The sequence below is a fragment of the Paenibacillus sp. FSL E2-0190 genome (assembly GCF_037992965.1).
In the GTDB taxonomy this organism is placed as follows: domain Bacteria; phylum Bacillota; class Bacilli; order Paenibacillales; family Paenibacillaceae; genus Paenibacillus_AQ; species Paenibacillus_AQ odorifer.
Window position 1 is genome coordinate 902,674 of sequence record NZ_CP150306.1, and the last position, 24,147, is coordinate 926,820.

A 24,147-nucleotide genomic window follows, 5' to 3' on the forward strand; every position below is an offset into this window, starting at 1 on the left:
TACCGAGGTGAGCTGGATGAAATTTCTAATCGTACTTGGTAGTATTCTTGTTCCCATTGTTATGCTGATGTTACAGGGGAAATCGATAAAGTGGCGTATGGTTTTTAATGTTGTTTCGATCTTAAGTACGATTATCTTTGGAAATATTTCTGCCTTGGCAATTTACGAAATATTAAGAGATCATGCTGTATTTATGACCTCGATCCATGCGATATTTTTAAATCCAATGTTTCTTATTACCGGAGCCTATCTTGGCGTTTATTTAATTTATCGGTTGATGATAATTTCGTATGACGAGGTTTATATGTGATCGGTGCAATACAAATAGGGATGTTCCTGCGAAGGACACCCCTATTTGTGTTGTTAACAGGACGGGGGGTTAAGAGGACTTTCCTACAACGTTTGTTCCGCTCTTCGTGATCTTGTAGGTGATGATATCACCATTCCAGAAGTGGAACTTCAGGATTACCTCGCCGTCTTTAACATCTTTAAAGAACGCGGGAAGCAGCTTGATTTCTTTAGTGTTATAAGAAGGTGAGAAGGTATTGCCGAATTCCTTAAATGGAGTCCAGTCCTGCGGACCTGCATTGCCACCAGCGGTATATACAGCTTCCATTGTGGCAAGCTGGTTACCATTAAAGGTGGTCGGAATGGCAAAGGATTCAGTCGTGCCTTTTGCATCGCTTAATTTAGCTGTGTCATACACAATCACCTTAAGTCTCCACGCAACACCCTTGTTGAATTTCAGAGTCAGCACGGCATTTTCACCGTATTTTTGGGAAGCTGTGAGCTTTTTAAGTTGGCTGGCTTTGAGGATGAGCTCCTCACCATTTAAGGTGTAATCTTTACCTTTGGTCAGATACTTTCCGTTGGCACTAATGGTGGTTAGCTTATTTCCGTTCAGGTTCAGCTTAACCTTGGTATCTTTGATTTGTGCACCTTTTTTTAGGTAGACCAAATCGCTTTCGGTGCTGGAGGAACGCTCCTTCAGACCAGACATTAATACATTGTGGAGTTCAGGATCAGACCACTTATAAGTTTTACGGTTGAAATGCTGCCCGTTATCCCAGAGCATGGAAGTCATTTTCTTTTCTTTCAAATAATAAGTCAGATACTCAAAGAATTTAAGCTTCTCGCCCTGTTCAATCACACCCGTGTCTTTATCGAAACCTAATAAACCAAATTCGCCGACGATGACAGGGATGCCTTTAGCTACAAATGTATTGTAAACGTTATCAAAAGTTTGAGTGATATCGTTTTTTGTATCTTTTTCAAACGTGGTGTAGCCGGCAATGTTCACACTAAAAGGCCAGAAGCCATAGAAGTGAACGGTCGCAATAATATTTGGATCGTTCAGAGCCGTAATCGTCTTATAGAGATGATCCATTCTTGTTTGCGTAGGTGAAGACTCTAATGAAGGTAATACAAGTGGGCGGAGGTCGTTTTTCCCACCGGATTTCCGCACGATTTGATAGAAAGAGTTATTAAGTTCAGTAAGCATTTGCTCCATTTTTGCTTCGTCTGTGCTTCCACCATCGGTGAACCGAGGCTCATTTATGCTCTCGAACATCAGCTTATCGGATTTGTCCTTGAAGCGATCGGCAATTTGAGTCCAGGCTGCATCATAACGCGCCAGCGTTTCATCGTGTTTTTCTTCCATATGGCTTACCCATAGCCAGGAATCATGATGGACATTAATCATGACATAAAGCTTGGCGTCCAGTGCCCAGCCGACAACTTCTTCCACACGGTCGAGGTAGGCCTTTTCTAGGGTATAGTCTGGTGCCGCACCCATGTGAGTATCCCAGGTCACAGGAATCCGAATGCTTTTATAGCCTTGAGCGGCGATCTTTTTAATAAGATCTTGGGTCACACGTGGATTGCCCCAGGAGGTTTCATCCTCACCTGTAGCATCTAAAGTATTGCCAAGGTTCCATCCGGGCTGCATTTCGTCTACATAGGATTGGATCTTACTCTTTGGCGCTGCCTTAGCTTGTTGCTCGTCCTTAGTTGCAGCTGCGGCCATGGATGAGAACAGAGAGAGCAGAAGAGCGGTGACAAGTGTCAATGATAAGAAGGATTTCTGGATTCGCGTAGTCATTGAATTCTCCTTTGTGAGATAAATTTAGGATGCTTGGACCTGGCTTTGACGCTGTACTCGGTGGTTAGATGAACACAAACACCTCCAGTTTTATTTTGTAAACGCTTTCTGAATATACCCTAACATAGAATACACTTAGCGAGTACCTTACTAATTTGTGGTAAATTCATATAAGAATTAGTGATTTAAATTAATTTACCCCACAGTTGGATAAAGAAATTATTTGAATAACCCTACTCGTAGAAATTGGTTATTCAATAGGATTATCTCTAGCTGCCCGTTATACAAAAAAGAAATATAACATGACAAAAGCATATATATTAGATATGATGAAGCATGAAAATTTAAAATTAGAAATAGGTGCCAACTATGAATGTTGCGGAAGTACAATCATAGATTGGTTAAATGGAAAGCGGGTGTGAATCCCGCGCGGTCCCGCCGCTGTGAAAGAGGAGTCCTTGCAAAATGCCACTGGGAAACTGGGAAGGCAGCAAGGGTGATGATACTTGAGCCAGAATATCTGCCTTTTTCTGTTACACCATCAAACTCTACGATCGATAGAGAGGTGCTTGAATAGTGTTTGCCAGCTATTATTGTGGTTCACTATCTTAACCTCTTGACGTTTATGTTGAGTGGTTTTTTTGTGGTTATGAGAAAGTTTATTCTGTTTTTTATCATAGGTATGAAGGGAAGGGTTATGGAAAAATGAAGAAAAATAAGTTTTTAGCGTGGTTACTTATTGTAGCTGTATTTATTACGACATTCTCTACAAGTGTAATCCCGGCTCAAGCAGATGGAGCAAGCTCTACCCTTAAAGGGTATGTATCTGTATCCGTGGAGAAATTCACCTTAGGCCAAGGGTATATTAAGGAACCTATTAAAGTTCCGATTTATGAAGGCGATAATGGCGCATCTTTAATAACACGTGCGCTAGGTGATGGGAATTATAGATATTTAGGAAATATAGATAGTGGTTTTTATTTATCAGAAGTTAAAGATAGTGGCAGAAGCGAAGTCAATATTCCACAATATATTTTAGATATGATTTCAGCCGATGGGAATACAGTCGGCACTAAAGCAGACTCAGAGTGGTTAAGTCAGTTTGACTACACCTCCATGTCGGGTTGGATGTATGCAGTAAATAATGTGTTTCCTCCGTTTGGGATGACCGATTATAAGCCTCAAGACGGTGACATCATTCGAACTCAGTTCACCACTTATGGCTATGGTTCTGATCTTGGCGGCTGGGGGGAAATCCCAGTTCAACTTGCCAATAAGGATGCTTTAACTGCGGAAATCGCCGAGATTAACAGTGCCCCTAATAAAGAAACTATTTTGGACAGACCAGTAGTGCAATCGGCAGTTTATGAAGCCTATTCCGTGCTCGAAAACATGGCAAGCTCTCAAATAAGTGTAGATCATGCGCTTGTCGGTCTTAATAATGCATTAGACATAGAACCCCCTGTTATTACAGTAAGTGGCATACAAGATAAACAGGAAGTATCCAATAAAGAAATAAGCTTCAAAGTAGCTGTCACAGACAATGTATATAGTGACATTACTCCAGAAGTGAAGCTGAATGGAGTTACTTTATCACCTGCAAATGGGGAGTACAAAGCTACTCTGAATTCAGGCAGTAATGCAATTACTGTAACGGCTCTTGACGGAGCTGGAAACAAAACAAATGTAACTTATCAGGTTACTTACAAACTGGAAACTACAGTTGCCGTCAAACAACAGTTAGATAAAAACCTTGCTTATATTTTAAATACTGTAAAGAATCCAACGTTTGGAACAGGCAGCGGAGAATGGTCGATCCTTTCTCTGGCCCGGGCGAACTATACAGTACCTAACGGTTATTACGATCTTTATTACAACAATGTAGCTACGAAAATAGCATCAACCATTAAAGAGGATGGAAAACTCGACGCCAATAAAAGCACAGAGAATTCCAGAGCAATATTAGGACTTACCTCTATCGGAAAAGATATCACAAATGTTGCGGGATATGATCTGAGAAAAGCACTCGCTGATTATCAATATATCCAAAAGCAAGGCAATAATGGTCCGATTTTTGCTCTGATCGCGTTAGATAGCCATAACTATGAGATTCCTGTAGTTGATGGAGTTACAGAACAGACCACAAGAGAAAAACTAGTTCAGTATATTTTAGATAAAGAGGTTAAAAAAGGTACAGCAGAAGCTGGTGGCTGGGCATTAGGCGTAACTAAAGCCGATGTCGATATGACTGCGATGGCGATGCAAGCTCTTGCACCTTATTATGCATCCCGTGATGATGTAAAAGCCGCCGTGGATCGGGCCATCCAATGGCTGTCCGATAACCAAAACAATCAAGGCGGATTTACAAGCTGGGGAAGCACTAGCAGCGAAAGTATCTCGCAGGTAATTGTAGCCTTAACTGGTGTAGGCGTAGATCCGCACACTGACGCTAGATTTGTTAAAAGTGGAAATTCGCTTATTGATGCATTACTTAGCTTTGCTGCACCTGAGGGTGGATTTAAGCATATCCTCACAGGCAAAGTAGACAATATGGCAACGGACCAAGGTACGTATGCACTTGTGTCCTATGATCGTCTGATCAATCATAGCAACCGTCTCTTTGATATGAATGATGTGCAACTGGAACAACCAGAAGAACCGGGGCCTGGGCAACCAGAGGGTCCGAAAGAACTTCCGTTACCTTCTGGGGAGAACCCGAAAGTTGAAATCCCAAATGACGCTAATGATTATATCGTTCCGATCAGCGCTGGAGATAGCAACAAAGAAATCACAGTAGCTATTTCGGAAGAAAATCAATCGAAGGTTAGTGTCAATTTACCAAGTAACAGCGACCTTCCTCAGATAGAGGCCATAAAAGGTAACGTATCTGTAGTCATTCCTAAGGGTGCAAAAGTTACAAGTGGGGATGCCTCTGCGATTGAACTGATTTCAGCTTTAACCGGTGCAGAATCTGCACTAAAAGATAGTGTGAATCAGATTATTCCTGGGGACAAGAAGCTTGATAACATTCTTCAAGCATTTTCCATGGGTAGTAGTGCAAGAGTAGAATTCAGTCAATTTATTACGTTAACCTTTAAGGACCTTAAAGGAAAAGAAGCTGCTTATATTCAAAATGGCACCCCTCATGCCATTCAAAAATTTGCAAGTGATGACTTAGGTTTTGCAAGCGGTAAGTCTGAGTATGCCTATGATAGTGGAAATGACTTAATTGTAAAAACCAATCACTTCACTGACTACATTGCGTATGCTTCCAGTGCAGTACAAACACCTGGCGGCGACGGGGGTAACGGTAATGGTAGCGGAAATGGTGAAGGAAATGGCGGCAGCAATGGTGGCGGAACCACTCCATCGAAACCATATGTAACCCTGTCCGTGGATAAGCTTACAATTAATAAGGGATATGTTGTTCCATCTGTACAGGTAGAGCTACAATCTGGTGACACGGTGTGGTCTGTACTAAAAAGAACATTAGATAGCCGCGGTATCGAATATCGAGATTCTTGGAGCGGTAAATATGGAAGTGTGTATGTAGAATCGATCGCAGGCGACGGTGAATTTGACCATGGCAGCGGCAGTGGATGGATGTATAATGTGAATGGAGTCTATCCTGATTATGGTGCATCTTCATATAAACTAAGTGCCGGGGAAAGAATTCAGTGGCGTTATACTACGAATTTGGGTGTGGATCTAAATGCACCGATACCAACTACAAGCCCTACTCCAACCCCAACGCCTAAGCCTGGTGCTACTCCTGCTCCTGGTGGGGGAGCTAATCCGGAAGCCGGCGTTGATCCAAATGTGAGTCCATCTCCAACAGTGACTCCTAAGGATCCTAACCAGACAAATGATATTAAACAACTGTATACAGATGCTGATAAGATCTCTTCCTGGGCTTATTCAGCGATTGAAACAGCTACAGTAAAAGGATATATCCAAGGTAGTAATGGTCAGGTGAATCCGAAAGCTTATATCACAAGAGCGGAGTTCACTAAGATTCTCGTTTCTGCATTAGAACTTGATATTAAGAGTGATAAAGGTATTACCTATAAGGATGTCGCTCTAGGTGATTGGTTCTATCCATATGTGAATGCTGCGCATAAGGCAGGTCTAATCACAGGCTTTAATAATGAATTTAAGCCAAATGACAAGATTACTCGTGAGCAGATGGCAGCAATTATCGTCAGAGCATTGGCCATCCCGGCGACGAAGCCAGGAACAGCGATTAAAGATATCAACACCGTATCGGCATGGGCCAAAGCAGATGTAGAGACCGTTGTTGCGACTGGTTTGATGTTAGGTGATGATAATCAATTTAAACCTAAAGAGCTTGTAACTAGAGAAATGGCGGCTGTTGTAGCTACTAGAACCCATGATTATAAGAGTGGGAACAAAGTGGTTAGTCCAACTATTCAGAATACAGCAGTTAGTTCTTACATTCAGAACACAGCTGCCTTTTTGCAAAAAACAGTAACAAACCCGGTTATCTCCTCGGTTGGCGGGGACTGGACAGTGTTCGGGCTGGCACGTTCAGGCGTGAAGGTTCCAGATAGTTATTACACTAAGTACTACGCGAATGTAGAAGCAACTCTTAAAGAAAAAGCTGGGAAGCTGCATAGCGTAAAATATACGGAATATGATAGAGTTATTTTGGCATTAACTTCAATCAACAAAAATATTGATAAAGTGGCGGGTTATAACCTACTGGAACCGCTCGCGGATTTTGATACTGTAATTAAGCAAGGTATTAATGGACCTGTGTTTGCTCTCATTGCACTGGACAGTAATCATTACGACATTCCAGTGGTTAAGGATGTAAAGACGCAGACGACTAGAGAGCTGCTCATTGATTATATTTTGGGCAGAGAGATCAGCGGCGGTGGATGGGCACTAGGCAGTAATGCTACAGCGGCTGATCCAGATATCACGGGGATGGTCATTCAAGGCTTAACGCCTTATTACAAAACCAACGCCAAAGTAACAGCTGCTGTGGACCGGGGGATTGCTTGGTTATCCAAAACACAGACTGCAGACGGTGGTTTTGCAAGCTGGGAATCTACAAATTCCGAAAGCATCGCTCAGGTGATTGTAGCTTTAACTGGCCTTGGTATTGACCCGCATAAGGATTCCAGATTTATTAAAAATGGACATTCCGCAGTAGACGCATTGCTTAGTTTTGCTGCACCTGAAGGTGGCTTTTATCACGTGAAGCAGGGTGGAGTAGGCAATGGAGGCGCGCAACCAGGAGAAGTAGATCTTATGGCTACGGATCAGGCGATGTATGCACTGGTTTCCTATGATCGGCTCGTTAATGGCCAGACACGTCTTTATGATATGACTGACGTCAAATAGAATTTTATTTAGAGAGATAAGCAAGGGTAGCGTGTATACCCTTGCTTATTATTTAAGGTGGGACTAGAGAAATGAACAAGAAGAAATGGTTAACCGCGATACTAATCATAGGTGTATTGGCTATCGCCTTCTTTTGGGGCGGGGATTACCAGAAGAGCCCAAACAAGGTCGCAAATAGTAGCGTTGAGACACAGGTTATAGAGCCAGAGAACACTGCTTCCGCAACAAATGATGATGTTGAACCCACTGAGGCAATCGCTACCGAGACAACAGAGATAACACCGTCAGCTACGCCAAGTGAAACAGCTAAGCCCATTGAAACCCTAAAACCAAATGAATCGGCAACACCAACGGAAGCTGTAACACCAACAGGAACTGCAGCACAAACAGAAGTTGTAACACCGGTCGCAACAACAAAACCTGCTGCAACGAAGCAACCGACCGCAACGCCGAAAGCGGCTAAAACGTCCGTGCCGGAAACGAAAGCGACGGCAAAACCCGTAACAAAACCTGATTCAAAAGTAGCGACAACAGAAACCAAGCAGGAACCGAAAAAGGATAAATTTCTTACCGATCCAGTGCCAAGCGGGAAACCTAAACCAGTGGAATGGCAAGATGCAACGGTAGATAAGAAGAAGCAATTAACGGCTACCTTGTCCGTCTCAGCGGCAACAATTTTAGATAACATGGATATTTTTAATCAGGATAAGCTTGAAGTATTGCCGGCAGATGGTATCATTTATAAAGCGCAGAAGGTAACTTTTTATGAAGGTGAGTCTGTGTTTGATGTTTTACTAAGAGAAATGAAAAAGAATAAAATCCATATGGAATTCAGTATGACGCCGATCTATAACAGTAATTATATTGAAGGTATAAATAATCTGTATGAATTCGATGCTGGAGAGCTCAGTGGATGGATGTACAAAGTAAATGGCTGGTTCCCTAACTACGGCAGTAGCCGCTATGTTCTCAAAGATGGCGATGTCATTGATTGGGTATACACTTGTGATCTAGGTCGAGATGTGGGTGGTTATGTAGCCACAGGAGGAGCTCAGAAATAATGAAGGATAGCTTTTCTACCTTTCATCCGTTTGTGAATTTTCTATATTTTGTTGTTGTATTACTGTTTAGCATGGTGTTCATGCATCCTATATTTCAAGTGATTGCCCTTATTAGTGCTGTAGCCTACTCAATTATGTTAAAAGGAAAAAAGGGCATCCGATTTAATCTGCTTTACATGATTCCTTTTTTGCTATTTATGGCAGTGATGAATCCTGTTTTTAATCACCAAGGGGTAACGATCTTGTTCTATTTAAACAACGGGAACCCTATTACGAAGGAATCGATTCTTTATGGCGTGGCAGCGGCGTCTATGTTTGTGACGGTAATTATTTGGTTCTCCTGTTATAACGTCGTGATGACCTCGGATAAGTTTATTTATATATTCGGAAAAATACTGCCGGCACTGTCGTTGATTTTTTCGATGGTGCTTCGTTTTGTTCCTAGATATTTAGCGCAAATCAAGGTGATTTCTAATGCTCAAAAATGTATAGGCCGGGATGTCTCACAGGGAAATCTCCTCGCGCGTGCGCGGAATGGCATTACGATCCTCTCCATTATGACCACCTGGGCTTTGGAAAATGCGATTGAGACAGCGGATTCCATGAGATCGAGAGGGTATGGATTGCCGGGCCGTACAAGCTTTTCTATCTTTCGGTTAGATGCCCGAGACAAAGTAGCCCTCTTGATCATGACAGGCTTAATTGCGCTGGTAGCCGTAGGGGCAGTGATGGGTGAGAACACCATGAGATTCTATCCGTCGATTAAAGCGAGCGCAATTACGCCTTTTAGTATTCTTATATATATCGCTTATTTTGCGTTATGTATGATCCCAGTGCTCATCAATATGGTGGAGGCAATGAAATGGAAATCTATCGAATCGAAGAACTAAGCTTTACTTTTCCTGAACAAGAGCAAGTGGCTCTTTCGAATATTAATCTAACGATTGAAAGTGGAGACTTCATTACTATTTGTGGAAAGTCAGGCTGTGGCAAAAGCACTCTGCTTAGACAACTGAAAACAATTCTAACCCCACATGGCAATCGCCAAGGGGCAATTTATTATAAGGGTCAACCTGTAGAGGAGATCGATCAAAGAACGCAGGCAGCGGAAATTGGTTATGTACTCCAAAGTCCGGACAATCAAATAGTGACAGATAAAGTATGGCATGAGCTTGCCTTTGGGCTGGAGAGTTTGGGGTATGATCATTCTACTATTCGTCTGCGTGTGGCGGAAATGGCCAGTTTTTTTGGGATCCAGACCTGGTTTCATAAAAGTGTGACTGAGTTATCAGGCGGCCAGAAGCAGCTGCTTAACTTAGCCTCCATAATGGCTATGCATCCCTCGGTTCTAATCCTCGATGAGCCTACCTCCCAGCTAGATCCTATTGCGGCTTCCGATTTTCTGGAGACGGTCAAAAAAATAAATCGTGAGCTGGGAACAACCGTGATCATGACCGAGCATCGTCTAGAGGATGTTCTTCCGCTTACAGATCGGTTGATTGTGCTGAATGAGGGAGTTGTGATCGCCGATGATACCCCGCAAAAGGTGGGCGAGGCTTTAAGTAAGCTGAACCATCCGATGTTTCTGTCCATGCCCTCACCGATGCAGATTGTTGCAGGAGTAGATCATGACTTAGCGTGGCCTGTGACTGTGAAGGAAGGGCGCCAATGGTTGGATGCTTTTCTAAAGGGTAAGACTCCTGCAACGATGGCAGAAACTCAGCCTAGCACGAAAGAGGCCGGCCCTGTAGTCATAAAGTTTAAGGACGTATGGTTTAAATATGATAAAAATGGCCCGGATATCATTAAAGATTTGTCGTTTGAAGTGAAGCAAGGGCAATTTTATTGTATTGTTGGCGGGAATGGGACGGGGAAGACATCAACGCTGTCGCTGATGAGCGGGATCCTTCAGCCTTACAGAGGGAAAGTTCTAATCGGTGGGAACAACCCTGCGAAGATGAATGCCAAAGCGTTGTTTACTAACAATCTGGGCATCCTCCCGCAAAATCCGCAAACCTTATTTGTGAAAAAAACAGTCGAGCTAGATTTATATGAAATGTTATCCCAGCTCTCTTTGACGAAGGAAGAAAAAACCGCCAGAGTTGAAGCTGTGGTAAAGTTCGCAGAACTGGAACATCTCCTCTCCATGCATCCGTATGATCTCAGTGGGGGAGAACAACAGCGTGCAGCGTTGGCGAAGGTGCTTTTGTTAAAACCAAAGATTCTGCTGTTGGATGAACCGACCAAAGGACTGGATGGACCCTTCAAAGAGAAGCTAGCCGTATTCCTGCAAAAGCTCAATGCCGAAGGCGTTACTATTGTAATGGTCTCGCATGATGTTGAATTTTGTGCCAAATACGCTGAGGTCTGCGCCATGTTTTTTGATGGAAGTATCATCACTACGAATGAAGCACAGAAGTTTTTTGCGGGAAACAGCTTCTATACAACGGCCGCCAACCGTATGGCGCGTCATGTATGGAATGAGGGAGTAACGATAGAGGGTGTGATTGATTTATGTCAAAGAAGCAGATAACGGATCGTCGTTTGAGTCGTCGAACTTTATTAGCGGCACTACTAATCCTCATAGTCATTCCAGCTACGATTTTATTAGGCATCTTTGTGCTAAATGATCGGAAGTATTATTTTATCAGTCTATTAATTGTTATCTATACGATGATTCCTTTTGCGATGGTATTCGAGAACCGGAAGCCGCAGGCGAGGGAGCTGATCGTTATAGCGGTGTTAGCAGCCATTGCCGTGGCGGGACGCGCAGCCTTTTTTATGTTGCCGCAGTTTAAGCCAGTGGTTGCTATTGTCATCATCGCAGGGGTAAGCTTGGGTGCGGAGGCAGGGTTTCTGGTTGGCGCTGTTGCAGGCTTTGTCTCGAATTTCTTCTTTGGGCAGGGGCCTTGGACGCCTTGGCAAATGTTTTGTTTTGGCATCATTGGCTTCCTGGCGGGCATTTTCTTCAAGAAGGGTCTGCTTAAAAAGAATAAGCTGTCGCTGTGTATATTCGGAGGCTTAGCGACGTTTTTCGTATACGGAGGCATTATCAATATAGGCTCGCTGATGATGTTCACTTCAGAGTTCTCATGGCCGGCTTTAATGACCACTTATATTTCAGGTTTTTGGTTTGATATGGTGCATGCGATCTCGACGGTGGTGTTTTTGTTTTTTATTGCTAATCCTATGATTGAGAAGTTGGATCGGATAAAAACGAAATATGGGTTGATTGAGCCTTAGGTTCTTGGTGTTAGCTTTTGGACGTTGTGCGCTGTGGGCTTTTTACGCTGGCGGACGCTCCGCTTTTCCACAATCAGTCCGTTCTCTCCGCTGCTATCAGCGCGAATTCCAAAACACCAACACACAAACACAAACTAAAGGCTCAACGCCTCCCGCTTCGGTTTTTACCGGAAGGGGGAGGGGAACTAGTGGCTACGAATCAGGCCACTGTGACAAGCCACTGAAAAGAGAATATACCTAGTAGCGATGCTCCTAGGTGAAAACTTATAAAAACAGGCGATGTTCCGGTATCCGGTATCGCCTGTTTTTTTGATTCACTTAACGTTCAGCAACAACTTTGTGCGGGGGAACCCCGGCATCGGGCTGCTTATGAGTGGCTTCAAGTGTGGAGAGGTCACCGTCCAGTGTTTTGAGTCCGGGGAGCAGCAAGGCTGCGCTGGCGCAGAGCATTGGAAGCAAGCCGGCGATGACAAAAAGCGCAGGCACACCATAGAGTTCAGCAATCGCGGCGCCGGCAAAAGCACCAAAAGGCTGTAAACCGCCACCGATTAAAAAACGGATGGAGTTGACTCTTCCTTGCAGATTGCTCGGAACCAGACGTCCATGGAGTGAAGAGCTTAAGGAGCCGAAGAAGGGACCTATCGTTCCGGTGGCGAATACGGCGGCGAGAGCAAAAGAAAAACTAGGAAATAACCCCCATAATGTTGTAACTAAACCGATGGTCCCCAGACTTCCGAGCATGACAAACCGCCTCTTTTTAATTTCCCCTATCATGGAAATGACGCTTAGCCCGACTAAGGTTCCAAGTGCGAAAACTGTACTAAGTGTGCCCATCGTCGCCGCATCACGGTGGAGCACTTCGCGTACAAAAGGAACCATCATGGTCCAAACGGCAATTGAGCTTAGATTACTAATAGAGGCCATCATCATTATCGTAAGCATGGCGGGGAATTGTTTATAGAAGGTAAAACCCTCAGCTATTTCGCGAACGTAGATGGCAATGGAGAAACGGCCTGGAGCTGGAGAGGGCTTGGGTAGCTTCTGCAGGCACAGCAAGGTAGTGATGGCCGCAACGTAACATAACATGTTGATGCTAAGGGCTGGCAGCGCGCCACTGGCAGCGGTCAACGCCCCAGCCAGGGCGGGGCCCAGCAAGACTGCTGCACTTTTGCTGCCATCGATGATAGCAAAAGCCCGCACCAGCTTCCGGCTATCGGCAACGCCGGGAATAACAGCCATGGCTGTTGGCATGAACAGGGCGGCGCAGGCCCCGCTGAGACCAGCGGCGACAAACAGATGCCACAGCTGCAGTTGGCCAGCCAGACCCATGCCAAGCGGTAATGCTATAGCCAGCAGGCGAATGGCTGCCAAGCAGGCCATAAAGCGTACCCGGTGGAGTCGGTCGGACAGCGGCGAGCCCAGCAAGCGCAGCAGCAGCTCAGGTATGCCGGAGCTGAGCGCGAGTGCTCCCATCGCTAGTTTGGAACCCGTCAGCTCATAGACGAGCCATTCCATAGCCAACAAGCCAAAAGCATCCCCAAAAGCACTTAAAGTTATGGTTGAGAGTAAACCATAATAGCTGCGTTTTATCATAGCCTGTTTGCTCCTTTCTTATATTTCTCGCATATACACTTACCGTCCTTATAAGGATGCTTAAGGCGTTTATGCTTGACTCTCTAGATATGACCCAATCTGCTGCGGTAGCCCATTTAAGGCTTCCAATCGCAGGCTGTACGATGTGCTTTTAACGTTGGTATGGACAATGACCAGCCCTGCTGCGCGCAGCGCGATCAGATGGTAGTGGATTGTACTTTTAGAAAGTCCGACTTCCCGCACGATTTCCGTGAAATTCAACTGCTTGCCTGTAAGCAAACGAAGGATATACAGCCGCGTTTCATCCGAGAGTGCCCGGGTAAGGCGAAGTAGTGCTGGAGCAGGCCGGCCAGCTTCCGGAGGGAGAACATCACAAGAGTAGCTAGTGAACACGAATTCATCAAACATAGAGGTGGTGACCAGTGGGCGGGCATGATATTGCGGAATGATAATGACCTGCTTCAGACGTTCGGTTGGATAGAGGCGCATTCCGTCGGTTGCTGCTTCAAAGACTTCCATATCATTGTTCCCATTCAGTGTCGTTCGTCTTGACTCGGCTTCCTGTTCAAGCCCCTTGAGGATATTAGGGTCGATTCCATTGAAGTAACCCGCGTTCCATTCGCGCAGGATGTCAGAGGCAGTGTCCCTTAGCTCGGAAAGATTAGAGGGGACCGATTGGCCGAAACGTCCAGATATTTCATACAGTTCACCCGAAGTTAACCCATCAAACCAATCCAGAAAGCTGCTAACCGAACGTTCTACTGGACAGCACCAAATGTAGGGAGCCAAACTGAAATCATCAAGTTTCTTAACGACCTCTTGCATTTTACGAAGCAACATCGGGGCAAATCTTGCTTGGACTTCACGCACCCAGAGCTTACCGGAATCCATAGCAGTATGGTTCTGCTTGCTTAGAAAAGCAGTCATACTGTTCACACATTCATACATGGGGGCAAAATCGACTTCTACTTTATATTCCATGAGCTTCTCCATCCTTTGATTAAGTTACTGAAACATTAATTAGTTCTATAATTATAGAACTTTTTATTGGTTTTATTGTAAACGAACAATATTCCATTTTCAATAGCTTTTCGACTGAAAAACAAAAGAAATTTTAATTACGAAAAAAGACAGTTCCGTTGGGCACATTTTGTGCATTAGGAACTGTCTTTTGATGTCTACACAATTTATATACTTTTTAGGAGTTCTGAGTAGATTGCTCAAATATAATCAATTGATTATATAAGTGTTTGGTTATATAATAAATCTGAAACTCAGATGAAGAAGGTGTTTTTAGATTTGAAGGAATTGCAGGGCACGAATGATTTGACTCAGGGTCCTATTATGCCTACCTTAATGAAATTAACGCTTCCCATTATTGCGACGAATTTCATCTCCACAACCTATGGCCTCGTCGATATGATTTGGGTTGGAAGATTGGGAAGTGGTCCTGTTGCCGCGATTGGCACGGCGAGTTTTTTCATTAATCTAGCGATTGCATTGTCGACTATGATTACGATCGGTACAGGGATTAAGGTTGCGTTTTGTATGGGATCTGGCCAGATAGAGAAGGCTAAATCTTATATGAAAAACGGGTTTACGATGTCTATTTTATTAGGACTTCTCTATATGAGTTTAGTTCTGTTGACCAACAATCAGTTGATTGGTTTTTTTGATCTTGGAAGTGATGAAGTTGAACGGATGGCACGACAATTTTTAATGATTTCGATCTTCGGGACGGTATTTTCCATCGTAAATACTTTGTTTGCCACACTCTTAAACTCGATGGGAAATAGTAAACAACCGTTTCAGATCTTCTCTGTTGGTCTTATGGTTAATATCGTCCTTGATCCATTTTTAATTTTTGGCTGGGGCAGTTTTGAAGGTTGGGGAGTAGCGGGGGCAGCCACGGCAACATTGACAGCGAACATCTTAGTTACGGCTCTTTTTATCATAAAGACAAGAAAGTCAGAAATCATTTCGAACACATCAGCATGGGACATTCGTCAAATGAAAGAAGTAATTCGTATGGGACTTCCGATCACAATCCAACGGGTCACCTTTACGCTCATATCGATCGTCATTGCTAAGATCATTGTACGTTTTGGGGCGGATGCGATTGCGGTGCAAAAAGTAGGGATTCAAATTGAATCTATTTCTTATATGACTATTGGAGGACTACAGGGAGCTATTGCTGCCTTTTTTGGTCAAAATTATGGAGCACGCCGATTGGACCGTATAGGGCAGGGATATCGTAAGGCTTTGATCTTAACCTCCATCTTTGGCGTGATCATATCGCTTATATTTATTGCGTTCCCGCAGCAGCTATTTTCCTTGTTTTTATCAGATCAGACAAGCCTGGAATTAGGCACTGATTATATGCGCATCATTGGCTTCTCACAATTATTTATGTGTATGGAATTGATGACAGTAGGTGCTTTTAACGGCATTGGCCAAACTCATATCCCGCCAATCTTCAGTATTATATTTACTGCACTGCGAATTCCACTAGCCTTGATTTTATCCGAACCTTTTGGCCTGAATGGGGTGTGGATGTCGATTGCTCTAAGCAGTGTTTTTAAAGGGGTTATTCTTGTGTTCTGGTTTAGAAGATCTTTATTCAAAATGAACAAACAGCAGATAAACTACTAAGCAAAGGATGATCGTTGAAATGGCTTTATTAAATCGTAAACTCATAGAGCTTCTAAGGGATAACCATTTGAATAAGGAGCTTTTTCACGGCGAATTTGGATTGGAAAAAGAAAATGTCAGAGTGGATCCAGAGGGAAGACTTGCGCTGACAACACATCCTAAAGCTTTTGGAAATAAAATGGAGAACCCGTATATTCAAACCGACTTCTCAGAGAGTCAAATTGAAATGGTCACCCCCTCTTTTGATTCTATTGATGAGACTTATAACTTTCTGGAGGCGCTGCAGGATATTGTGTCGCTTGAGCTCAAGGAAGAATATCTGTGGCCAAGTAGTAATCCTCCAAGGCTACCGAATGATCAGGACATCCCCATTGCCAAGATGGGTAATCCGATTGAGGATGAATACAGACATCAGCTAGCAGACAAATACGGTCGCAAAAGACAATTGCTGAGCGGAATCCATTACAATTTCTCTTTTGATGAACAATTTCTGAGACAGCTTCATGACATAGCAGATCCACAGGTGAGCTTTAAAGAATTCAAAGACGCTACCTACTTAAAAATAGCCCGTAACCTATTGCGGTACCGTTGGCTTCTTATCTATTTAACAGGCGCCAGCCCTGTTTTTGATAAGACTTATATGGAACAATGTGTTGCTCGCGGGGAATCAGATGACGACAAAAGCTTTTATTATCAGAATATGAATTCACTGCGGAATAGCGAATGTGGGTATCGAAATGAAAAACCTCTTTATGTATCTTTTGCTTCGTTAAGGGATTATGTTCATGATTTACAAGCTTTGATCGAATCGGAAGAATTATTAAGTGTAAAAGAGTTTTATAGTCCGGTTAGAGTGAAGACAGCAAGAGGCAAACATCCTTTAGAGGAACTGATGCAAGATGGGATAGCTTATTTGGAGCTTCGGTTTATTGATCTGAATCCACTCTACAAAATAGGAATCGGCAAAGAAACGATGATTTTCATTCATCTTTTTATCCTGTATATGCTGCTGAAGGAGGACGAACCGTTCGGAGTAGAGGATCAGAAGATGGCGAATCTTAATCATGATCAACTAATCATGGAAGGAATAAAGGGATGTTTGCATGATTACGGGGATTCATGTACAACGATGGAGCAGCAGGCATTAACTTGTATTCATGAGATGCAGAATATGATCCAACTGTTGAACCCGGAGAATGAAGTTTTTTTGAACGTATTGCATGGAGCTAAGAATAAAATTGTAGAGCCAGACCGGAGTTTTGCAGCTATTGTGAAGTCGGAAGTTCAACAATCCTCTTTTGTACAATACCATCTGAATAAAGCTAAACAATATGCTAAGGAAAGTCTTGCGAATGGATACCGTTTTGTGGGATATGAGGATCTGGAGCTATCTACACAGCTTCTTTTGAAGGCAGCGGTTAAACGTGGCATTAAGTTTCAATTGATCGATCGGGAAGAGAACTTTGTAGTTCTTACGCAAGGTGATCATAAAGAATATATTAAGCAAGCTACGAAGACCTCCCTTGATTCTTATAGTACGGTATTAATCATGGAGAATAAGATCGTTACGAAAGAAGTTCTTAAACAGCAAGGCATTCGTGTTCCCGCAGGAGAAGCTTTTCGAAATCTGGAAGAGGCAATGAATGCGCATGGCACTTACCGTAACAAGGCTATTGTGATTAAGCCCAAATCAACCAATTTTGGACTCGGCATTACTATTTTTACAGACGACTTCTCTAAAGAAGATTATCAAAAAGCCTTCGAAATCGCCTTCGAGTTTGATCGAACAGTGCTACTAGAGGAATTCATGACGGGTAAAGAATATCGTTTTCTTGTCATGGGTGATGAAGTAGTCGGAGTATTGCACCGGGTTCCTGCAAATGTGATTGGAGATGGTGTACATACGATTGAACAACTAGTGCACGAGAAAAATAAGGATCCGTTAAGAGGCCGTGGGTATAAGACACCACTTGAGAAAATTCAGATCGGTGAAGCAGAAGCGATGTTCTTGAACAACCACGCTCAGGCTTGGAGTGATATTCCTCCATTAAACGAAGTCATCTATCTTCGGGAGAACTCTAATATTAGCACGGGTGGTGACAGCCTGGATTTTACGGATGAGATCCCAGATAGTTATAAGGCTCGGGCGATTCAAGCGGCTAAAGCTGCGGGCGCCACTTTTTGTGGAGTGGATATGATGATTGATGACATCAAGGAAGAAGCCAATGATACGAACTATAGCGTTATTGAGATTAACTTTAATCCAGCGATTCATATTCATTGTTATCCTTATAAAGGGAAGAACCGAAAGGCGGATGAACGGATTCTGAATCTATTATTTGGGGAATAAACAGAAGCTCAACCAGTACCTTTGGTTGAGCTTCTGTTTTTAAAGGGGCAATTCGCTCCCTCACCCACTACATGTTCATGTTAGGAGTTACCCGCAGCTGCAACGCCACTAAAGTTTCTGGCTTGGACATTATTAAAGGGATCTGTTGCAGCTGCATTTGTGAAGATCTCTGCTGTGTACTGAATTTGCCCTGTTGCGACAGCCGCTGGTGGTGGAATATCTACTGCTGTAAAACCGAAAGCTTCATTTTCTCTGCTGATCGCAACCCCAAATGTCGTGGTGAAAATGATCGTTCCGTTTCTGCGAACATTAACGGTATTGGTATTGAAAAGAGGATTGTTTTCTACTTTTAGAAATCCGGTCAAAAGTACGCGGACATTGCCTTGATTCTCAGCCGACACGCCTGCGGTCTGAATACCAATATCCCCAAAAACAAGGGGAGTCGCCGCTAGTGGAATAACTGCTGGTGTAGCATCCGAAGCAGCTTGGTTGGATAGTCTTAAATCTACAAACTGAATGGTCATCTTATATTCACCTCCTAGAAATAGAATATGATAGAAGAAGAGTTAACTCTTGGATTTGCTATATAATTCATCAGCTACCTACTTGCATGGCTTGATGATCAAGTGTTAAATGAAAGAAGGGTTATAAGTTTAAGGAAAGGCGGAGCTATTATCAAATATAGGAATAAGTCTAAAAGGATATTATTGATTTCATTGATGCTGTTGGCAGTAGTTATCATTGGTGCGGTGGTGCTTGGGGAACGCGGAGGAATAATGAGTAAATCCGAGAGCTCTTTCAAAAGTCCTGCTGAACCGTCGCCCCTTATCATTACACATGAGAATAGTACAGATGCTATAGAGAATTATGTCATTCTAAAGACGAGCTGGAATGGAGCGGACTATGATCGGGCTTCCTTTTACTATACGGCTTGGCATAGTGAACCTACGCTTCTAACGGGGCTGCATCGTTTGAAACCAGGGGAGAAACTGCAGGTCGACTTTGGAGATTACGCACCGAGTGAAGTCACAGTAAAGATGGCCTATCTAACTGAGAGCTTTGATGAATCGCAGCTTCCAATTGTAGAAGTTCCTGTAACACTCGTCGAAGGGAAATATGAATTTGTGAACCCTCCAGCATCCACCAGTGATATTCCCACTTCGGGTCGCGTCTTTAGTGTTATAGCTAGATGGGGTGAGAACATCTGCGAATATGTCTTCGCATCAGATGGCAAGTTTGATAACTATGAATATGATTTGTGAGGTTAGTCGAAGATAAGAGATGTTCTAAAGCCGGTCCGGTTTTAGAATATCTCTTTTTTGTCTCGATTTTAGACAAATCTAACGATATGTCTATTTTTTAGACAATGTACCGTTATTGTCTAGTTGGGGAGGACTGTTAACCTGATTAACCATTTAGGGCTAAGTTTAATTAGATCCAGAGACGGATGAGAGAATACCCGTTTTTAATATTATGAAAACAACTTTAAGACGAGGGAGGAGTGAGCGTCATAGGTACAGAAACGGAAGAACTGAATTATGATGACATTCAAGGAATCGTCTTACAAGAACGGCCTACCCCCTACGTAGGAACCTATGTATTGCTGTCTATCGATCATCAACAGGACGGGAAAGTGATGCTGAAGCGGCTTCTCGACGAAGTGACGTCGGCCGGACAGTGGAATAATCCTCACGAAGGTGCTTGGGTCAACGTTGGTTTTACCTATCAAGGACTCCAGAAGCTGGGGATTCCCAAGGAGTCACTCAACAGCTTCGACCTGGAGTTCCGGGAGGGCATGGCTGCCCGGGCAGCTAAGCTAGGGGATGTAAACGAAAGCAGCCCGGAGCACTGGGAAGACCCGCTGGGTACTGACAAAGTCGATGTGGCGCTTGCTCTGTTCGCGCCCACCAAAGAAGCGCTGCTACAAGCAGGAGAAGCAGCCCGTCGAATCCACTGCGAACTGAATGGTGTATCCGTCGTTTACCAGCTGGATGTCGGAATGAATCCTGACGGACGTACTCATCTGGGATTCATGGATGGAATCAGCAATCCGAGAATCGAAGGAAACCATATACCCAATGCGGTGGGACAGGAAGCGGAGATTAAAGCCGGTGAATTCCTGTTCGGGCATTTAAATGAATCCGGCACTATAACACAGGGACCACAGCCGGCAGAACTTGGCCACAATGGCAGTTACCTCAGTTTCCGCAAATTGCATATGAGGGTCGCGACTTTCCGTCGTTATTTGCGGGAGCATGCGGATAATCGGGAAGAGGAAGAACTTTTGGCCGCTAAAATGGTAGGAAGATGGCCGAGCGGAGCCCCTTTAAGTCTGGCTCCTGAAGCAGATGATCCGGCACTGGGCGAAGATGTCAGCCGACGGAACGCATTTACGTATGGGGATGATCATAAAGGGTTGAAATGTCCGGTAAGCTCGCATATCCGTCGTGCATTTCCCCGAGACAGCTTGCAGGATTCGGTTGTTAATGTGAACATTCACCGGTTGCTCCGGCGGTCAACGATGTATGGCCCTATACTGCCAAAAGGTGTAATGGAGGATGATGGTCAGGATAGAGGCCTTATTTTTGCAGGTATATGCAGCTCATTGTCCCGCCAATTCGAGTTTATCAAGAGCGATTGGTTAAATGGAGGCAATTTCGCGGGCATGTCAACCGAGAAAGACCCTATTACCGGTAAGAATGAGGGGGAAGGGATGTTTACCATTCCGGACAAACCTATTCGCCACCGGATGAAAGAAATTCCAAGTTTTTCAATCACCAAAGGCGGGGAGTATTTCTTTGTTCCCAGCATGACTGCATTGCGGTGGATGGCAGAGTTGGATCAACATACATCTAAGGAGGAATAAACATGTTAGAAGGACAAGATCAGACTAATCCAATTACAAGCGCTGGACGTGCCGGCCTGCGGGAAGGTGAAATATCTGAGCTTACCATCATTGCGCCGCTTAAAGAAGGTGGGGCGAATCGTCTCCGTGAGAAGCTGAAAAAAAGTGCATCGAGACAAGCCGAAACGATGGCGAAGATCGCGACCGTTCACGACATGCGCTTCGTAATCTTTGATAACGACACGCGGCTGTTGTTCGCGACGGCTTATGATGGAGATTGGGATAGTTATATCGATGATTTTGGAACTGAAATTCCAGAGTTGTTGAATAACATGTTTAATGAAGTGAAGGATTTTCCGGGAATTGAATCTTCGGAAGCGAAAGACTTCATCGCCAACCATCAGATCACTGCATCCGGCTGGTACAGTGCTTATCCCGATGCCACGGTCAGAGATATTTGGCGCGGACAGCGAATTACGAAGGCCTGGAATGACCTGCTCGACGCATCACAAAGCTAAAAAACTAGAAAAGGGGGCCTTGTCCCCTTTTCCTTCCTGATAAATTACAAAGAGGTGAACGAAAATGAACAATAATAAATCAGTGTCGTCTGAACTCGCAGAAGAAGCGGTAAACTCCATTGAGGAGGTAGCAGGCAAATATCCGGGTTATCGACGCGCGCACGCCAAAGGTGTTGTCTACCAGGCGGTGTTCACCCCTAACGGCCAAGCGGGTCCTTTGACAACAGCGCCACATTTGCAAAATCATGAGGTGCAAGCTCTTGTACGCTTCTCCAATAGCTCGACTAATCCGTCCATCCCTGATGTTTTTTCGCCTGCAAAAGGAATGGCGGTTCAGTTTGTATTGCCTGATGGGGGCGTGACAAGTTTGGTGACAATTACATTGCCGATCTTTTTTGCCAAAACACCGCAATCCTTTATTAATATCTTACGTACAATTAAAGAAAATTCGTTTGAGGGAGCGACCATTGCAGACAAATTCAAAGCCGTCATGGAGAAGTATTCGGAAAGCCGGGCTGGGCTTCAAGCCGTGAAAATGCTGCAACCGCCACTCAGTTTTGCAACCAACCTTTATCATTCCATTCATGCCTATTACTTCACCAATGCTGCTGGCGAGCGGCGGGCTATTAAATATGAGTGGGAACCGGAAGCGGGTCTGCACTTTCTGGCCCAGGAAGAGGTGGAGAATCGATCTCCCGATTATTTGGAGGATGAACTAATCGAGAGACTGTCCAAAGGTCCTGTGGCGTTTCAATTGACAGTAATCCTCGGACAGGAGGGAGATCCTACGGATGACCCGACGTCTGCTTGGCCTGAAGACCGGGAACGGATTGTTGTCGGCCATTTGTCGATCACCGGCGTGGCAGACGAGAAGGCTCAAGAGTACGTCTTTGATCCGACAGTTGTACCTGCCGGCATTGAATGCTCTGAAGATCCTATTCTGAACTTTCGACATGATGCCTATGCGGAGTCACATTCCCGTCGAAGTACTAATCAGTAAGCATTTATTTTATATTCTATGAATATGATCGGGCTGTCCTAGAATGTCTGCCGACATCCTTAGGGCAGTCTTTTTAGGTATGTCTTGTGACACTCTTGTAACAGAGATTGGCTACGATAGGTTACGAGGTGAGAGAATGAAGAAGTTTAAAGGATTTATCGTATTGATTTTGTTGGCAGTCGTAGGATGCAGTGCAGCAACACTACAAGCAAATCTTGAACCGGAGAAGGAGGTAAAGAAAGAGGTCAATGAGAGGATCGCTTTCTGGGATCAACAGCGTAAAGGAACAAATTTCATGAATTCCAAATCTATACCCGAAAATTATGATGCAGCGAAAGAAAATAATATAGAGTTCATTAGACTTGCGCCAGATAAATGGGCAAAAGATAGTGATTTCCTGTTTAACGATCAACCGGATGCTAATCCAGATAAAGACTTTTTAATAGGGAATGCAGATAAATACGAGGGGCTTGTTGAGGATGATTTTACAGCGTTAAAAGCAGACTTGGATGCAGCCGAGGCGCGGGGTTCAAAAGTAGTGCTGACAGTCCTTAGTTTGCCCGGCGATCGGTGGCGGCAGTTTAATAATTATACAAATGATGATCGAATCTGGAAGGATTTCAGTTATCATGAACAAGCGGCAACATTTTGGAAGGATCTTGCGGAAAGATTAAAAGATCATCCTGCGGTGGTCGGCTATAATCTTATTAATGAGCCACATCCTGAACAAGCTACTGGATTTAATGATTTCTGGACAGAGGATTACAACGAATGGTATAGCTCAGTGGAGAATACTCCGGCGGATTTGAATCTTTTATATGAGACTATTGTGACAGCGATTCGAACCGTAGATACGGAAACCCCTATTATCGTCAATTCTGGTCTGTATGCTACACCATGGGCCTTTAAATATTTGAAACCCATCGATGATGCGAATGTATTATATGCTTTTCATATGTACGAACCCTACGAACTCACCAGCCAAAATAAGAAAAAAGGCTTAACCTATGAATATCCTGGAACAGTTAAAGTAGGTGAGGAGAAGACGGAAAAAGCATTCAATAAGAAAGCCTTAAAGGATTTTCTAGAACCTATCGCACAGTGGGCAGAAAAAAATAACATCCCTGCTAATCGTATTGTCGCTGAAGAATTTGGCACGAACCGGCTTGTAAAAGGTGCAGATCAATACTTGGCTGATTTAATCTCGATTTTTGATGATTACGGCTGGCACTGGGCGTTTTATGCGTTCCGGGAGGATACTTGGGATGGCATGGATTATGAACTTGGCACTGAGCCTCCAACCTGGGAGTATTGGGAAGCGATAGAGAAGGGTGAACAGCCTGATCGAAAGACAGTCGATAACCCGATATGGAACGTACTGACGAAGGGGCTAGAGAAGTTGCAATAACGTAGC

The 24,147-nt window shown here is 44.0% G+C and carries 17 protein-coding genes and 1 riboswitch; of the genes, 13 read left to right on the forward strand and 4 right to left on the reverse strand.

The window, feature by feature from the left end; translation table 11 throughout:
- Positions 1-16: 16 nt before the first annotated feature.
- The gene (locus NST25_RS03890; protein ID WP_076310523.1) at positions 17-310 is read left to right on the forward strand and encodes a transposase; all 294 of its coding nucleotides are present in this window, start codon (positions 17-19) and stop codon (positions 308-310) included.
- 69 nt (positions 311-379) lie between these two features.
- On the opposite strand, the gene NST25_RS03895 is transcribed toward NST25_RS03890, so the two are convergent.
- Positions 380-2,101, reverse strand: a complete 1,722-nt coding sequence (locus tag NST25_RS03895; protein ID WP_340393360.1) for a cellulase family glycosylhydrolase — start codon at positions 2,099-2,101, stop codon at positions 380-382.
- Positions 2,102-2,442: 341 nt separating this feature from the next.
- Positions 2,443-2,644, forward strand: a riboswitch (cobalamin riboswitch).
- 162 nt (positions 2,645-2,806) lie between these two features.
- Between NST25_RS03895 and NST25_RS03900 the strand changes: the two genes are divergently transcribed.
- From NST25_RS03900 to NST25_RS03920, 5 genes are all read left to right on the forward strand, one after another.
- On the forward strand, positions 2,807-7,471 hold the full coding sequence (locus NST25_RS03900) for an S-layer homology domain-containing protein (RefSeq protein ID WP_340393361.1): 4,665 nt from the start codon (positions 2,807-2,809) through the stop codon (positions 7,469-7,471).
- 71 nt (positions 7,472-7,542) lie between these two features.
- Positions 7,543-8,532: a DUF4430 domain-containing protein gene (locus NST25_RS03905; protein ID WP_340393362.1), complete on the forward strand. Its 990-nt coding sequence runs from the start codon at positions 7,543-7,545 to the stop codon at positions 8,530-8,532.
- Positions 8,532-9,422: an energy-coupling factor transporter transmembrane component T gene (locus NST25_RS03910; protein ID WP_076190129.1), complete on the forward strand. Its 891-nt coding sequence runs from the start codon at positions 8,532-8,534 to the stop codon at positions 9,420-9,422. The genes NST25_RS03905 and NST25_RS03910 overlap by 1 nt, the downstream gene beginning before the upstream one ends.
- Positions 9,395-11,065, forward strand: a complete 1,671-nt coding sequence (locus NST25_RS03915) for an energy-coupling factor transporter ATPase (RefSeq protein WP_340393363.1) — start codon at positions 9,395-9,397, stop codon at positions 11,063-11,065. The genes NST25_RS03910 and NST25_RS03915 overlap by 28 nt, the downstream gene beginning before the upstream one ends.
- Positions 11,047-11,775: an ECF transporter S component gene (locus NST25_RS03920; RefSeq protein ID WP_036684891.1), complete on the forward strand. Its 729-nt coding sequence runs from the start codon at positions 11,047-11,049 to the stop codon at positions 11,773-11,775. Before NST25_RS03915 ends, NST25_RS03920 begins: the two co-directional genes overlap by 19 nt.
- 318 nt (positions 11,776-12,093) lie before the next feature.
- On the opposite strand, the gene NST25_RS03925 is transcribed toward NST25_RS03920, so the two are convergent.
- Positions 12,094-13,368 (reverse strand): MFS transporter, encoded by a 1,275-nt coding sequence (locus NST25_RS03925; protein WP_076279426.1) that lies wholly within the window; start codon positions 13,366-13,368, stop codon positions 12,094-12,096.
- Between the two features lie 69 nt (positions 13,369-13,437).
- A complete protein-coding gene (locus NST25_RS03930) occupies positions 13,438-14,349 on the reverse strand; it encodes a winged helix-turn-helix domain-containing protein (protein WP_076130090.1) in 912 nt (303 codons plus the stop codon).
- A gap of 318 nt (positions 14,350-14,667) precedes the next feature.
- Here NST25_RS03930 and NST25_RS03935 point away from each other — a divergent pair, with 318 nt between their 5' ends.
- Positions 14,668-16,020, forward strand: coding sequence for an MATE family efflux transporter (locus NST25_RS03935; protein ID WP_340393364.1), 1,353 nt, complete (start codon positions 14,668-14,670; stop codon positions 16,018-16,020).
- Positions 16,021-16,039: 19 nt separating this feature from the next.
- Positions 16,040-18,370 carry a bifunctional glutamate--cysteine ligase GshA/glutathione synthetase GshB gene (gene gshAB / locus NST25_RS03940; RefSeq protein ID WP_340393365.1) on the forward strand — a complete coding sequence of 777 codons (2,331 nt, stop codon included), beginning with the start codon at positions 16,040-16,042 and terminating at the stop codon, positions 18,368-18,370.
- Between the two features lie 80 nt (positions 18,371-18,450).
- Here gshAB and NST25_RS03945 read toward each other — a convergent pair whose 3' ends face one another.
- Positions 18,451-18,894 carry a hypothetical protein gene (locus NST25_RS03945; protein WP_036684901.1) on the reverse strand — a complete coding sequence of 148 codons (444 nt, stop codon included), beginning with the start codon at positions 18,892-18,894 and terminating at the stop codon, positions 18,451-18,453.
- A gap of 183 nt (positions 18,895-19,077) precedes the next feature.
- Between NST25_RS03945 and NST25_RS03950 the strand changes: the two genes are divergently transcribed.
- The 5 genes from NST25_RS03950 to NST25_RS03970 all read left to right on the forward strand — a co-directional run bounded on the left by NST25_RS03950 (position 19,078) and on the right by NST25_RS03970 (position 24,141).
- Positions 19,078-19,632: a hypothetical protein gene (locus NST25_RS03950; protein ID WP_076179117.1), complete on the forward strand. Its 555-nt coding sequence runs from the start codon at positions 19,078-19,080 to the stop codon at positions 19,630-19,632.
- A 239-nt stretch (positions 19,633-19,871) separates the two neighbouring features.
- The gene (locus tag NST25_RS03955) at positions 19,872-21,236 is read left to right on the forward strand and encodes a Dyp-type peroxidase (RefSeq protein WP_340393367.1); all 1,365 of its coding nucleotides are present in this window, start codon (positions 19,872-19,874) and stop codon (positions 21,234-21,236) included.
- Positions 21,237-21,238: 2 nt separating this feature from the next.
- Positions 21,239-21,733: a hypothetical protein gene (locus NST25_RS03960; RefSeq protein WP_340393368.1), complete on the forward strand. Its 495-nt coding sequence runs from the start codon at positions 21,239-21,241 to the stop codon at positions 21,731-21,733.
- A 64-nt stretch (positions 21,734-21,797) separates the two neighbouring features.
- Positions 21,798-22,733 carry a catalase family peroxidase gene (locus NST25_RS03965; RefSeq protein ID WP_076305192.1) on the forward strand — a complete coding sequence of 312 codons (936 nt, stop codon included), beginning with the start codon at positions 21,798-21,800 and terminating at the stop codon, positions 22,731-22,733.
- A gap of 136 nt (positions 22,734-22,869) precedes the next feature.
- Complete coding sequence (locus tag NST25_RS03970; RefSeq protein WP_340393369.1) at positions 22,870-24,141, forward strand: cellulase family glycosylhydrolase; 1,272 nt, start codon at positions 22,870-22,872, stop codon at positions 24,139-24,141.
- Positions 24,142-24,147: the final 6 nt, after the last annotated feature.